The sequence below is a fragment of the Leptotrichia buccalis C-1013-b genome, from assembly GCF_000023905.1.
In the GTDB taxonomy this organism is placed as follows: domain Bacteria; phylum Fusobacteriota; class Fusobacteriia; order Fusobacteriales; family Leptotrichiaceae; genus Leptotrichia; species Leptotrichia buccalis.
Map to the genome: position 1 here is coordinate 800,034 of NC_013192.1, position 13,889 is coordinate 813,922.

The 13,889-nt window shown below is 27.0% G+C and carries 14 protein-coding genes; 13 read left to right on the forward strand and 1 reads right to left on the reverse strand.

Features of this window, described 5'->3' with window-relative positions:
• Positions 1 to 28: 28 nt before the first annotated feature.
• The 3 genes from LEBU_RS03675 to LEBU_RS03685 are packed head-to-tail and all read left to right on the forward strand — an operon-like array spanning position 29 to position 1,606.
• Entirely contained in the window at positions 29 to 532 is a 504-nt protein-coding gene (locus LEBU_RS03675; protein WP_015768985.1) for a hypothetical protein, read from the forward strand.
• Positions 520 to 921 carry a hypothetical protein gene (locus LEBU_RS03680; protein WP_015768986.1) on the forward strand — a complete coding sequence of 134 codons (402 nt, stop codon included), beginning with the start codon at positions 520 to 522 and terminating at the stop codon, positions 919 to 921. Before LEBU_RS03675 ends, LEBU_RS03680 begins: the two co-directional genes overlap by 13 nt.
• A gap of 34 nt (positions 922 to 955) precedes the next feature.
• The gene (locus tag LEBU_RS03685; protein WP_015768987.1) at positions 956 to 1,606 is read left to right on the forward strand and encodes an NUDIX hydrolase N-terminal domain-containing protein; all 651 of its coding nucleotides are present in this window, start codon (positions 956 to 958) and stop codon (positions 1,604 to 1,606) included.
• 120 nt (positions 1,607 to 1,726) lie between these two features.
• Here LEBU_RS03685 and hpf read toward each other — a convergent pair whose 3' ends face one another.
• Positions 1,727 to 2,047 carry a ribosome hibernation-promoting factor, HPF/YfiA family gene (hpf, locus tag LEBU_RS03690; RefSeq protein WP_015768988.1) on the reverse strand — a complete coding sequence of 107 codons (321 nt, stop codon included), beginning with the start codon at positions 2,045 to 2,047 and terminating at the stop codon, positions 1,727 to 1,729.
• A gap of 278 nt (positions 2,048 to 2,325) precedes the next feature.
• Here hpf and LEBU_RS03695 point away from each other — a divergent pair, with 278 nt between their 5' ends.
• From LEBU_RS03695 to LEBU_RS03740, 10 genes are all read left to right on the forward strand, one after another.
• The gene (locus LEBU_RS03695; RefSeq protein WP_015768989.1) at positions 2,326 to 3,009 is read left to right on the forward strand and encodes a DNA-3-methyladenine glycosylase; all 684 of its coding nucleotides are present in this window, start codon (positions 2,326 to 2,328) and stop codon (positions 3,007 to 3,009) included.
• Positions 3,010 to 3,696: 687 nt separating this feature from the next.
• Positions 3,697 to 4,773: a hypothetical protein gene (locus tag LEBU_RS03700; protein WP_015768990.1), complete on the forward strand. Its 1,077-nt coding sequence runs from the start codon at positions 3,697 to 3,699 to the stop codon at positions 4,771 to 4,773.
• Positions 4,774 to 4,864: 91 nt separating this feature from the next.
• A complete protein-coding gene (gene mltG, locus LEBU_RS03705; RefSeq protein ID WP_015768991.1) occupies positions 4,865 to 5,815 on the forward strand; it encodes an endolytic transglycosylase MltG in 951 nt (316 codons plus the stop codon).
• A gap of 49 nt (positions 5,816 to 5,864) precedes the next feature.
• Entirely contained in the window at positions 5,865 to 7,358 is a 1,494-nt protein-coding gene (tilS, locus tag LEBU_RS03710) for a tRNA lysidine(34) synthetase TilS (protein ID WP_015768992.1), read from the forward strand.
• Complete coding sequence (ftsH, locus tag LEBU_RS03715) at positions 7,348 to 9,654, forward strand: ATP-dependent zinc metalloprotease FtsH (RefSeq protein ID WP_015768993.1); 2,307 nt, start codon at positions 7,348 to 7,350, stop codon at positions 9,652 to 9,654. The genes tilS and ftsH overlap by 11 nt, the downstream gene beginning before the upstream one ends.
• 378 nt (positions 9,655 to 10,032) lie before the next feature.
• Positions 10,033 to 10,401: a hypothetical protein gene (locus LEBU_RS03720; protein ID WP_015768994.1), complete on the forward strand. Its 369-nt coding sequence runs from the start codon at positions 10,033 to 10,035 to the stop codon at positions 10,399 to 10,401.
• A gap of 29 nt (positions 10,402 to 10,430) precedes the next feature.
• A complete protein-coding gene (locus LEBU_RS03725) occupies positions 10,431 to 11,414 on the forward strand; it encodes a tetratricopeptide repeat protein (protein WP_015768995.1) in 984 nt (327 codons plus the stop codon).
• A gap of 58 nt (positions 11,415 to 11,472) precedes the next feature.
• Entirely contained in the window at positions 11,473 to 11,991 is a 519-nt protein-coding gene (locus LEBU_RS03730) for a lysozyme inhibitor LprI family protein (RefSeq protein WP_015768996.1), read from the forward strand.
• A 44-nt stretch (positions 11,992 to 12,035) separates the two neighbouring features.
• Complete coding sequence (locus LEBU_RS03735) at positions 12,036 to 13,250, forward strand: DKNYY domain-containing protein (RefSeq protein ID WP_015768997.1); 1,215 nt, start codon at positions 12,036 to 12,038, stop codon at positions 13,248 to 13,250.
• A 110-nt stretch (positions 13,251 to 13,360) separates the two neighbouring features.
• On the forward strand, positions 13,361 to 13,837 hold the full coding sequence (locus LEBU_RS03740; protein WP_015768998.1) for a hypothetical protein: 477 nt from the start codon (positions 13,361 to 13,363) through the stop codon (positions 13,835 to 13,837).
• The last annotated feature ends 52 nt before the right edge of the window (positions 13,838 to 13,889 follow it).

The window sequence follows — 13,889 nt, forward strand, 5'->3', positions numbered from 1 at the left end:
GTTAAAAATTAGATGAAACGAGAAAATTATGTTGAAAATACCTTTTGGAAATATACGAATGTTTTTGGATAAAAAAGAAGTTGAGTTTAATTTTTTTAAAATTCAAAATTCTAAATCTTTTTTGAAAACTGAAACATATTCATTGAAGTATGAATTTAAAAAGGAAAAAGTAGATAAAATAAACAAACATTTTTTAAAATGTATTTTAGAAATAGATTTTGAATGTAAAAGTTACGTTGAGAGTGGAGAGAGACTGGAAGCAATTTCTTTTGAAATTAATAATGAGAAATTGACGATAGGGACAACTTCTGGATTGTCTATGGCAGAGTCTGATGGGAATAATAATGATTTTGATATTGAATATTTGGAAAATGGAATTAAAATTGTAATTTTTGAAAAAACAAGGAATCAAATTTTTAGTTTTGGAGTTTCGTTTCTAGAAAATATAAATTTAGAAAATGAAGTTCAAACATGGCTTGCAGCTGATTATGCAATAAATTTAAAAGAAAGGGTAAATAAATGCCAAAATTAATAATAAACAACCTGAACATAAAAGAAAAAAATGCCGATAAAAATGGAACAACTGGTTACAGAGTAAAGATAGATGGTGGAAATCCGATAGAATTTAGGAAAAAATATTTGGAGATTCAAGTTTCAAAAGGGGAGCATGAAGTTACAATATTTAGGACTGGACTTAAAAAGGTTGTGAAGAAAATTAAGGTGGTGGGGAAGGAGTTAAAGATTTCTGTAAGGATAGATGTTAGTTTGCCGATAATGATGGTAATATTGCAACTAATAATAAATAATTTTATTTTTCCAAAACCGTCGCTTTTGAAAACAAGTTTTAGTGTGGTATTTTTATTATTGTTTTTGTATTTGCTGTTTATGAGGGAAGTAATAAAAGTAGATGTTGAGGAATAGACAGTAAAAAATTTTAGTATGGGGATGATAATTGATGAGAAATGAAGAAACAAAAGATAAGAAACAGGAAGAAGAAAAGTGGCTAAACTGGGCAATTGAACTGCAAAGTCTGGCTCAGGCGGGACTGGCTTATGGCAAGGATAAGTTTGATATTGAGCGATTTGAGAGAATAAGGGAGATTTCGGCGGAAATGATGGCTCATAAGACTGATATTTCAGTAGAAAAGGTAAAAAATTTGTTTTGCAATGAAGTTGGGTATCAGACTCCTAAGATTGATACTAGAGCTGCAATTTTTGAAAATGATAAAATTTTACTTGTTCAAGAAAGTAATGGAAAGTGGGCATTGCCAGGCGGATGGGCAGATGTACATCTTTCAGTTAAGGAAAATGTATTAAAGGAAGTTAAGGAGGAAGCTGGGATTGAAGCTAGTGCAGAAATGATTATAGCTTTGCTGGATGTAACGAAAAATCAGGGTAAGGAAATACCATATGGCATAACAAAAATTTTTGTATTATGTAAGTATGTAAGTGGAAACTTTGAGAAAAATATAGAAACAATTGACAGCCAATATTTTGGAATAGATGAATTGCCAGAGCTTGCAACTAATAAAACTACCGCTGAACAGATAAAGATGTGCTTTGAGGCAAATGAGAATAGGAATAATTGGAAAGTTATTTTTGATTAGAAAAATATAAAAAAGACTAATTCTAAAACTTATTAGTTCCAAAATAGTCTTTTTTTATATATTAAACTTCTTTTACTTTTAAAATCTTTATCTTAAAATTTACTTTATAAGGATTTATAATTAACGAGTACCTTTTTTATTATGATCCTTTTGTCTTTCTTTATATTTTCTAACTTGTCTTTCCAATCTGTCAGATAAGTCATCAATCGCTGCGTATAAGTCTTTATTTTCAGCTTCTATTTTTATTTTTGTACCACTTGCAAAAACTAATCCGTCAGCTTTGTGAACTGGACCTTCAGATTTTGTATCTTCGACTGTCAGAACAACATCGATTTCTGTGATAGCATCCGAATACTTAGAAATTCTGCTTATTTTTTCTTCAGTATAGTTTTTAATTGCATCTGTAATTTTAAGTTGTTTTCCGCTAATAATGATTTTCATAAATCACCACATCCTTTCATCTATGTCAATAATATTGTACCTTGAAAAAATAAAATGTCAATAGATGAAATAAAATAATTAAAATTTTTATACAATTAATGATTAAAAAAATATATATTATTTATTAAATTCAGTTTTATATAAAGCATACCAAATAACTAAAAAAGATTTTTATGAATATAAATTTTTTGTTACACTTGACTTGACAATACACCAAAAATAAAATATTATAAAATGTTATTGAGTAAAAATAAAAGTATAAAATGGAGAAACTTAAAATGAAAAGACAAAAAATAAAAGAATTTTTTAAGCAAGATACAATTTTACTTGCAAAAAATTTACTTGGGAAATTGATATTAATTAAAAAAGATGGAAAAATACTAGGAGGCTATATTGTGGAAACGGAAGCGTATTTAGGAACTGAAGATAAAGCTTGTCATAGTTTTGAGGGGAAAAGAACACCTAAAATTAAGGCTTTATTTGGAGAAGCAGGAACAGTTTATATCTATACAATGCACACTCATAAAATGCTAAATATTGTCAGTTGTGAAAAAGGTAATCCGCAAGCAGTGCTAATTAGAGGAATCGAGCCTGTAATTAATGTTGAAAAAATGATAGAAAATAGAGGAAAAGAAGGTGTTCTAGTAAGCAATGGACCAGGAAAATTGACAAAAGCTATGGGGATTAGTGACGGATTTAATATGAGCGAAATTTATGAAATCAAGAAAAATTTGGAAAAAGAATTGGGAAAATTAAACTACAATATTGAAAATATGAGAGAAAATACACTTTATATTGATTTTGAGAATAGTAAAGTTCCAAAACAGATTAAAATTTCAGAACGAATAGGTATTCCAAATAAAGGGATTTGGACAGAAAAGGAACTGAGGTATTTTGTAGCTGGAAACAAATATGTTTCGGGAATGAAAAAAGCAGAATATAATGATAATTGCTGGAAATAAAGTTAAATATATTTTAATTTTGATAAATTGGAAAATTTTTCTAAAAAATAATATGAACAATAAAAAAACTGTTTTAATACAGATAATGCTTAACTAAAACAGTTTTATTTAAAAATATAGCTCAATTTTTCAATGGAATTTCAATAAAATAGTCATAGTTTTCACTCTCGCTACCTGTTCCATATGTTCACATGAAACTGATACACACATCATTAATAAAAACGATATGAATTTTTTTATAATAATCATATCTTTTCTAGGGCGTGTCTGAAAACTTAAAATCTATATTATTTTTAATATTTTTTTGATTTTAGAAATTGTACAAAGCACCATAAAATCAGTATTTATTATTTCTAATTTTAGAAAAATTTGTTAAAAATTCATTATTTTAAGAGTTTTTAGACATGTCCTAATTCAAATCATTTTTAGTAAAAAATTTTCTTTTTTATAGTAAAAGTATACAATACAATTTTTTAGAAATTAGAACTATATTTATAAAAAAATAAAAGTAAATAAAAAATTGTTTTTTAGGTTTAGGTTTATTTATTAATTTTCAAAAATTTAAAGTTATCAAAAAATATTTGATTTGCAATTTAAAAAATGTGTGATATAATTAGTAAAAGCTGAAATATGCTTGAATTAACTTTAAAATTGAGTATAAATTTGAAAAAATTTAGGAAATAAAAGGTGAATGTTTTGAATAAAGAAAAATTCAATCAATATGGGAAATTAAAATTATATATTGCAGCCTGTTTTGGAGTATTTTCGTTGTTAATATCTGCGGAAGGCAATAAAAATTCACTTAACAAAAGAAGAGTTGGAGATGACGCAGTAAAGATTGATATTATTATTAATAAGGATGATATTGATGATTATGAAAATGACAATACGGAAGACAAGTATAAGGAAGAAGGAGATTTAATTTATTTGGATCAGCTTCCAGATGAGGAAGAAGATGAAATTCAGAAAAAAAATGAAAAAATAAGTAAGTTTGAACGATTTATTAGAAAAATTGATGAAAAGGTTAATCCAATATTAAAATTTCAAATTGAAAAAAGTTATGGAATCTGGTATTTGGTAAAAACAGAAGATATTTCGGAAATAAATTTGGAAAATATACGATACGACTTTATACAGGAGCAAAATGGCTATAAACTTATAAAAAGCTATTTTGATCCAGCAACTAATGTTTGGAGTGAAAAGGACCAAAGAGCCTGGATTGAAGAAAAAAAAGGAGATGTTTATTTAGAAGTTGAGAAAAAATATTTTAAAAATAATAAAAATAAAATATTATTTTTTGATAAAAATTATCAATATATGGTTATAAAGTTTAATGACGGATTTACAAGAGTGCTTTCACGTTATCCAAATAATGAAAAAATATCGCTGGAAGGGAACGAACTGTCAGAATTTAATCAAATCATAGGAGAAAGAACAAGTTTAAGAGATGTTTCCTATAATACGGATGTAAAAAGTATTAGAGAAATTCAATCTGAAAGAAAAAAAGAAGAATTAAAAAGAAAGACAGAAGAACTTGAAAGACAATTAAGCGAGAATCCTTCACTTGTATTTCAAATTGACACAATTGGTGCAAAAAGAGCACTTGAAAGAGAAATGAAAAAACAGAAAGAAAAAGATGTACAATTTAAAACAAAAGATGGTACTGAAAACGTCGAAGTTATTCAGCTTGATGATAAAGATTTAAAAAACGGAAATGAAATAGAAAATAATGGTAACAGTACAGAAATAAATAAGGAAAATTAAGTATAATGTCTAAATTAGTGAAATATTTATGATTAAAGTCAGAAGTTTCACAAAAATTGTAAAAACAAAATTGGATATTTAGGAGATGAAAATGAAAAATACGCTAAAAGTTTTTTACGTTATAATATTTTTGATATTACTTATGTTGTTATCGTTTTTTTATAATTTTTTTGTTGCAAAGAAAAATTATAAGGATGTTAATATCAATGTAAAAAAAGGAACAACTTTTGTACAAATTTACAAAGATTTAAAGTTACGATATGGAATTATAGACAGGGTATATTTAAAATTAAATGGCGGAAATGTAAAGTTGAAAGTTGGGACTTATAAATTTAATGGAAAACTTTCAAAATATGAAATTATCAGAAAAATTAAAAAAAGTGAAACCAATGGAGTTAGATTGACAATTCCAGAAGGATTTACTTCAAAGCAGGTATTTGCACGAATGGAAGCATTGGAACTGGGATCTAAGGAAGATATTGAAAAAGTATTAAAAGAGATGGATTTTCCATATCCACATCCAAATAATAACTTTGAAGGATATTTTTATCCAGAAACTTATATTTTTCCTGAAAATGTAAAAACAAAGCAAGTTGTTGAAACAATATTAAATGAATTTCTGAAAAAATTCCCACCAGAAAAATATCCTGATAAGCAGAAATTTTATGATAATTTAAAATTAGCTTCAATTGTAGAGGCAGAAGTGTCAGATATGGCAGATAAGCCAAAAGTTGCTGGAATATTTATAAAAAGACTGGAAATTGGAATGAGATTAGAATCTGATGCAACTTTAAAATATGAATTGGGAAGACAAGCTACAAGAAATGAATTAAAATCGCAAAATACAGTATATAATTCATATAAAGTAAAAGGATTACCACCAACACCAATCGGAAATCCACCAATAGAAACTTTCCGAGCAGTTTTAAATGCAGAAAAAACGGACAATTTATTTTTCTTTACACATAAAGGAAAAACTTATTATTCCAAGACACATGAGGAACATTTGAAAAAACGTCGTGAAAGTGGACAGTTAAAGTAGAGAGTTAAGTAACAGAAAATTTAAAATATAAAAATTGGAAATAAATTTGATGGAAAAAGAAAAAATAAAAAAAATCAAAAAAAAAATTTTGGAAAAATCAAAAAAAATAATAGAAAATAATTTAATTTCTGAAAACGACAAAATTTTAATTGCATTTTCAGGTGGACCAGATTCAGTTTTTCTGTATTATTTTCTAAAATTTTTTAAAAAAAAACTTGAAATCGAAGTTTCGATTGTATATATTAATCATAATTTACGTTCTGATGTAGAAAATGATTTACAATTTGTAAAAAAATTTGCAGCAGAAAATAATATTGATTATTACATTGAAAGCATAAATGTAAATAAATATGCAAAAGAAAAGAAAAAATCTGTTGAGCTAGCGGCAAGGGAACTTCGATATGAGGCAATTGAAAATATTAGAAAAATGATAAATTATGATAAAATTGCAACTGGACATAATTTGGATGATAATGTAGAAACTTTTATTTTTAGGCTTTTAAGAGGAACTTCATTAAGTGGATTAAGAAGTATTCCTAAGGTAAGGGAAAATATAATAAGACCAATATTGGAATTTGAGAAAAGTGAAATTTTAGATTTTTTAAAAAATGAAAATCAAGATTATATAATCGATTATACAAATAACGAAAATAATTATACAAGAAATTTCATCCGAAATAAGATTTTTCCCGATTTTGATAAAATTAATCCAAGCTTCAGAAAAAAAATTTATATGTTAATTGGAGAAATTAATGACAGAGACTTTGAAAATATTAAATTTAGTGATCAAAATGCTAAAATATTAGAAAAAAAAGAAATTTTGAAGCAAAATGGAATAATCAGAAAAGATAATATAGCTTTATTTTTAAAGAAAAATAACATCGAAGTTTCAAGAGAAAAAATTAATCAAATTTTTAAGAGTTTTTTTGATGAAAATGATAATTTAAAGACTGAAGGCTCAACGGCACTTTATTTAGGTAAAAATAAAATTTTGAAAAATGAATATGGAAAACTTGAAATTACTCAAGAAAATTTTAGAAAAAAAGAATGGAATTTAAAAAATGGAAAAATAAATAATTCATTTGAAAAGTCTCAGATTTTAAAGGAAAATCAAAGTATTGAGTGGTATAATTACAAAATAATGTTTTATAAAAATATTAAGAATTTGAAAAATCATTTTGCAGAGGATAAAAATATTGATTATACATTTTTTAGGTTCACTGATAATATAAAAAATAAAAAAGTTATTGTAAGAAATCGAAAAGATGGGGATAGGATTCTTATAAAAAATTTAGGTCATAAAAAAATCAAAAAAATTTTGATTGATGAAAAAATTGCAAAATGGGAAAGAGATTTTATTCCAATTATAGAAGCAGAAATTATAGAAAATAAATATAAAGATCAAAGTATGAAGGAAAAAATAATTTTAGCAGTTTCGGATATAAAATTTTCAAAATTTTTGGAAAAAATTAATAAAAATGATATAAAAACATTAGAAAGTAACAGTGAAATATTAATAATTGGGAGGAAAAATGGCAGATAGAGATAAAAATGACATTAGAAAACGGCTGGAAGAACTGCGAAAAGATAACAATAGAAGAAATAATAGACAAGATAATGGTAATAGATCTCCATTTTCAGGATTTTTATTTTTTATTTTTGTAATTCTATTATTCACTTTTACATTGTTATTCCACCGTGATATACAGACGTATTTTCAGGAAAAAAGGGAAATTTCTTACACTGAATTTGTAAGCAAGACACAAAAAGGGGATTTTTCTGAAATTAATGAAAAAGATGATAAGTTAATTTCGCAAGTAAAAGAAAATGGAAAAGACGTTCTATATTATACTAAAAAAATAACAGATCGTGTTGGAGATGAACCAAATATAATTAGTGCAATTGGACAAAAGAAAGTAAAATTAAATTCATTGCAGCCATCAGGTGGAGGATTCTTTCTTTTACTTTTAGGACAGTTTTTACCAATGATTATTATGATTGGTCTTATGGTTTATTTAGCTAAAAAAATGGTAGGTGGCTCGCAAGGTGGAGGGCCAGGAAATATTTTTGGCTTTGGAAAATCTAGAGTTAATAAAATTGACAAAAAGCCAGATGTTAAGTTTGATGATGTAGCTGGTGTTGATGGAGCAAAAGAAGAATTGCGTGAAGTTGTAGATTTCTTGAAAAATCCAGAAAAATATACAAAAGCTGGAGCTAGAGTGCCAAAAGGTGTACTTTTATTAGGAAGACCAGGAACTGGTAAGACATTGCTTGCAAAAGCGGTAGCTGGAGAGTCAGGAGCATCATTCTTTAGTATTTCAGGTTCAGAGTTTGTAGAAATGTTTGTTGGAGTTGGAGCTTCACGTGTAAGAGATTTATTTGAAAAAGCAAAAGAATCAAGCCCATCAATTATTTTTATAGACGAAATTGATGCTATTGGAAGAAGAAGAAGTGTTGGAAAAAACAGCGGAAGTAATGATGAAAGAGAACAAACTCTAAATCAGCTGCTAGTTGAAATGGACGGTTTTGAAACAGATACAAAAGTTATTGTACTTGCAGCAACGAATAGGGAAGACGTATTAGATCCGGCATTATTGCGTGCAGGACGTTTTGATAGACGTGTGACTGTTGATGCGCCTGATTTACAAGGACGTATTGCAATATTAAAAGTTCATTCAAGAAACAAAAAATTGGCAAGAGATGTTAAATTAGAAGATATAGCTAAGATAACTCCAGGATTTGTTGGAGCCGATTTGGCAAATTTATTAAATGAAGCGGCAATTTTGGCGGCAAGAAGAGCTAGTGATACAATAAAAATGGCTGATTTGGATGAGGCTGTGGATAAAATTGGAATGGGACTTGGGCAAAAAGGTAAAATTATTAAACCTGAAGAGAAAAAACTGCTGGCGTATCATGAAGCTGGACATGCGATAATGACTGAACTAACACCAGGAGCTGACCCTGTTCATAAAGTTACAATAATTCCTAGAGGGGATGCAGGTGGATTTATGATGCCGCTTCCAGAAGAAAAATTGGTAACTACAAGTAGACAAATGCTAGCTGAAATAAAAGTATTATTTGGTGGACGTGCGGCAGAAGAAATTGGACTGGAAGATGTAAGTACAGGTGCATATTCTGATATAAAACGTGCCACAAAAGTTGCAAGAGCTTATGTTGAAAGTGTTGGTATGAGTAAAAAATTAGGACCAATTAATTTTGAAAATTCAGATGATGAATATTCATTTACACCAAACAAAAGTGACGAAACAGTTCGTGAAATTGATTTGGAAATAAGAAAGATTTTGACAGAAGAGTATTTTAACACTTTGAATACATTACAGGATAATTGGGAAAAACTTGAACAGGTTGTTGAATTATTATTAAAGAAAGAAACTATTACTGGAGATGAAGTTAGAAGAATTATAGCTGGAGAAAAAGCTGAAGATATTTTGAAAGGAACTGAAGTAAAAGAAGAAAGTATTCAAAAAGGCTCAGAAGGAATAGTACAAACATCTGAAAATTCAATAGAAGAATCTCAAGAGAATAAAACAGTAGAAGCCGAAGTACATGATTCAAACTTAAAAAGTGATACTGAAAAATTAGCAGAAGCAGTTAGAGAAATTACTGGTGAAACTGGTGGAGTATTGGAACCAACTGAAAAAAATGATTTTGATAAAGATTCAGATGATAATGAAAAAAATGATGACGATAATGAGAATTCAGATGATTCTTCTAAAAATGATAGTGATTCAGATGATGAAAATGAAAATTCAGATAATAAATCTGAAAAAAATAAAAAAAGAAAGAGTAATTTTAAATTACCTAGTTTTATGGAATAATAAAAAATAATTTAAAATAAGAGAACTAAAAGGATAGAGAAATAGCATCAATGTCAAGTTTTGCTATTTTTCTATTTTTTTGTTCTAAATTTTTATGAATAAAACTTAAATAGAATAATCATAACTCTTGAGTTTAGGTTTAAATAATAGCTAATATAATTTTACAGATTTTCTATTACTCTTATTTTTTTTAGTATTATGTAAATATAATGTTGACATATATATAAATATATTGTATAATTTATTATAAAATAAAAAATAAAATATATTAATATAAAATAAATTACTACTAAAAATAAATTACAAAATATTTTATTCTCATTTTTCTTTAATAATTTAATGATACAATGCTAGTATCTAAAAGATGGAGGGATTTATATGAAAAAAATATTATTAATGGCAACATTGTTGATAGGAGCAATAAATTACGCTGCAGAAGGAATGAATTTAACTTTTACAACTGATGGAAAGCTGCATGAAGAAAAATTGATAAATAGAAATATTCATTCGGAAGATACGGATATCAGAATAAAAAAGATAGGTAAAGGAAAATATGAAATTACAGGTTATTATGAATCTCAAGATGAAGATTTTGGTGAAGTAGAAACTTCAGTAATAGTAAGTGAAGCAACTTTGAAAAAGAATGTGATTTGTGATGAGAATGTTTGTATTGGATACGATACAAAATTAAAGAAAGCCGTATTTTTAGATAAGGATGATATGAAAATAATTTACCCTGAATGGTAGAATAGGTTTATTTAAGAAGGAGTGGGAAAATGAACAAGAAGAAAGTAGCAGTATTAACAGTAATAATTGGGGCATTATCGTATGCAGCTTATCAAACTGGAAAAAGCAAAGTTAATCAAAAAAATCAAAGAGCAGTTGAAGTTAATCTTACATCGTCTGTTAAAGATAATGGGAAATTTGATTATTATTCTGAAAATGAAATAAGAAATGAATTGCAAAAGGCGGGGGTGAACAAAAAATCAATAGAAGCATTTTTATCAGCTAATAAAATGGCCTTAAATGCAGATATACCGTTGAAACAGAAAAAAGAGATCTTCATGAAAGCTCTTGAAGAAGATGGTAACAATTATTTGGCAATAGCAGCTTTGGGAAAAATTGCTTATGCACAGGATGACCGTTCTACAGCGATAAGTTATTATAAAAAATCAATAGAAACAAATCCAAAATTCCAAAAAGGATATGAAAATCTCATAAGAAGATACAGAGATTATGAAGATTATGAAAATTTGAAAATAACAGCAGAGCAGTTGATAAAACTTTATCCTGAAAATCCTGTAAGCTATGATGGACTGTATCATTATTTCAAATATAAAAAAGATTATAAAAAAGCAATTGAAGTTGGGAAAAAGGCAATAGAATTGTATTTAAGAGGAGAGCCAAAATACTATAATTATGAGTTTATAACTACAGATTTGATTCATAGGATAGCAAAAGATTTGGGGCAAAAACCTGAAGAAACTGAACTGACAAATGACTATGAAGGACGGAATTTTCAATTATATATTCTTGATGCTTATATTGAACAAGGTAATGACAAAGAAACTTTTGATTACTTTTTCAGTAATTATCAAAAATTTAAGGATAATATTAAATATATGGGAGATATGGATTACGAGTATAAAGAATGGATAGATGAATATATCGATTCGCTAAAGAAAATAAATGATAAGTATAAAAATAAAGATAAAAAATTTTATGAAGAAAATTTGAAAAAATTTAAGGCATTAAAATAAAAATTTAAAATACTAAAAGATAAAAGTATGAATAATATAAATAGGAAGGTGAATAAAAATGAAAAAATTAATGTTAGTAGTGCTGATGTTGCTAATTGGGGTTATTGGATGTTCAAAATCTTCAGAAAAAAAATTATCTGGGGAAAAAATTGATGATAAACAGACGATTTCCAATATTTCTGAAAATAATGTACAAAATCAGGAAAGTAATGAAAATTATGAAACAAGTCTGAAAAAAAGAATAGAGGATATTCAGAAAGAAGTTCAGCCAGGGTTGGATAGCGGTGTAACAGCAGATATGAATAATGCGGTTTCAAAACAGGAAGAACTTTTGGAAGCAGAAATGAAAAAAGTTTATGGATTGCTTGAAGCAAAATTATCTGATAGTGAAAAGGCAAAATTGAAAAAAGAGCAGGAAGATTGGAAGAAAGAAGTAGAAAAGAATGTCGATGAAGCTACCAAAGAAGTAGAAGGCGGAACAATATCAGGAGTTATGGGAGGAAATGCTTGGGTAACTAAAACAGAGGAAAGAGCTTTGGAACTTGCAAAAAGATATGATCAGTTAAATAATAAATAATATTTATAATTTGATTAAAAATTGACAAAGGATTGGTATTTGATATGAAAAACAAAATTTTGAAAATATTTGTAATTATGGCTTTAGCGGTAAATGTAAGTTATGCAAAAAGCAATACAAAAATAGATAAAGCAACATTTCAGGAAATAGATGCTACATATTCAAAAGATAAAAATGGAGTTTATGTTTGGGAAAATAGAGGGTGGAAAAAATTAGAAGGGCTGGATCCAGTTACTTTTGAAATTATAAATATTAGCGGAAGTGCACGTCGATATCTAAAAGATAAAAATGGAATTTACAGTATCATTTACAGTATGGATGGAGATAGTGATAAGTTGGCACTGGAAAATTTGCCATATGATCCACAGACATATGAAGTGATAAATCAGTTATATTCAAAAGATAAAAATAATATTTATTATTCAGATAGAAAAATAATCGGAGTAGATTTACCTACATTTCAAAGAATAGATGAGAACATATATTCAAAAGACAAGAATAATATTTATTTTAGAGGAAAGAAAATATCAGGCGCTGATAAAGACACTTTTGAAAAAATAGATAAATATAACTACTCAAAGGATAAAAATAATATTTATTATAATGATAAAAAAATAGAGGGAGTGGATAAAAATACATTTGAATTAACGTATGATTTTGGCTCTGTAGTAAATGAGTATTATTCAAAAGATAAAAACAATGTTTATTATGAAAACAAGAAATTGAAAGGTATAGATGTAAAAACATTTAAGAAAATAAACAAATTAGTTGACAATTTTCTTATAGAAGATAAAAATGGATTTTACATTGTTGAGGAAGATGGAAGTGTAGCTCCGATAGACAGTAAGGAAGTAGATATTGAAAATCTCTCACAGTTAGCTATCAAAACTAACTTGTATCACGATAAGGACAGCATGTATTTTGTAAAAAATCATAAACTTGTAAAAATAAAAGACGCTCCTAAGGTTGATCCATATAATTTATCGACATATAATGACAAATATATAAATAAATACGATATAGTTTATTACTTAGACACAGATGAAGGTGCATTTAAAAAACTTGAAAAAGCAGAAAGCCATGAGTTTCGTGCATATGGCGATACTGAATATGCAAAAGGAAAGAAAAATGTTTATTTTAAAGGTAAGGTTTTAGCGGGTGCTGATTATGCAAGTTTTGATATGAAATATAATCATGAAAAAGATGTATATGAAATAAAAGATAAAAATAAAGTTTATGAAAAAGTAAAAGCAGACTAGAAAAAATAAAAAGTAAAAGAAAAACTCTCATTTTTCTTTAATAAACTTATGATATATTGTTAGTATAAAAATAGATAAAGAAGAAAAAATAGAAAGTGGAGGAAATAAAAATGAAAAAAATTATTATGGCACTTATGCTTTTAATGGGAGTTATTGGATTTTCGGAAGAAGAATTTAGTTACAAAGGTTATGATTTACCTTTTACAAATGATGGGAAATTGTATGAGGAAATATTACTGAAAAGAGAGATAACAGCTGATGATACTTCAATAGAAATAAAAAAATTGAAAAATGGAAAGTATCAGTTCTGGGATTACGCTTCTGATACTGGAGATGAAAATGAGCCGCCACGAATTTCAGATGCAGTTAAGGAAAAAAATGTGCTTTGTGATGAATATATCTGTGTTGGATACGATACAAAATTAAAAGATCCAGTAATTTTGAATAGAAAAACGAAAAGAATAATTAGTATTGTACGTGAAGAAAACTACAATAAAGTTGATGACCCTGAAACTTTAAGAAGATTCCCTGAGGATAATCCTGAAATGTATAAATTATACCGTGATTATTATAAATTGTATAAATAAATTATGATTAAAAAATAAAAAAATTATAAATATCAAATTTAAATAGAAAGAG

Excerpts from the sequence above, each read along its gene's own strand:
- LEBU_RS03720 (WP_015768994.1), top strand. The coding sequence starts at position 10,033 with ATGAAAAAAATATTATTAATGGCAACATTGTTGATAGGAGCAATAAAT.
- mltG (WP_015768991.1), top strand. The coding sequence starts at position 4,865 with ATGAAAAATACGCTAAAAGTTTTTTACGTTATAATATTTTTGATATTA.
- LEBU_RS03730 (WP_015768996.1), top strand. The coding sequence starts at position 11,473 with ATGAAAAAATTAATGTTAGTAGTGCTGATGTTGCTAATTGGGGTTATT.
- LEBU_RS03725 (WP_015768995.1), top strand. The coding sequence starts at position 10,431 with ATGAACAAGAAGAAAGTAGCAGTATTAACAGTAATAATTGGGGCATTA.
- tilS (WP_015768992.1), top strand. The coding sequence starts at position 5,865 with ATGGAAAAAGAAAAAATAAAAAAAATCAAAAAAAAAATTTTGGAAAAA.
- LEBU_RS03740 (WP_015768998.1), top strand. The coding sequence starts at position 13,361 with ATGAAAAAAATTATTATGGCACTTATGCTTTTAATGGGAGTTATTGGA.
- hpf (WP_015768988.1), bottom strand. The coding sequence starts at position 2,047 with ATGAAAATCATTATTAGCGGAAAACAACTTAAAATTACAGATGCAATT.
- LEBU_RS03685 (WP_015768987.1), top strand. The coding sequence starts at position 956 with ATGAGAAATGAAGAAACAAAAGATAAGAAACAGGAAGAAGAAAAGTGG.
- LEBU_RS03680 (WP_015768986.1), top strand. The coding sequence starts at position 520 with ATGCCAAAATTAATAATAAACAACCTGAACATAAAAGAAAAAAATGCC.
- LEBU_RS03675 (WP_015768985.1), top strand. The coding sequence starts at position 29 with ATGTTGAAAATACCTTTTGGAAATATACGAATGTTTTTGGATAAAAAA.
- LEBU_RS03735 (WP_015768997.1), top strand. The coding sequence starts at position 12,036 with ATGAAAAACAAAATTTTGAAAATATTTGTAATTATGGCTTTAGCGGTA.
- LEBU_RS03695 (WP_015768989.1), top strand. The coding sequence starts at position 2,326 with ATGAAAAGACAAAAAATAAAAGAATTTTTTAAGCAAGATACAATTTTA.
- ftsH (WP_015768993.1), top strand. The coding sequence starts at position 7,348 with ATGGCAGATAGAGATAAAAATGACATTAGAAAACGGCTGGAAGAACTG.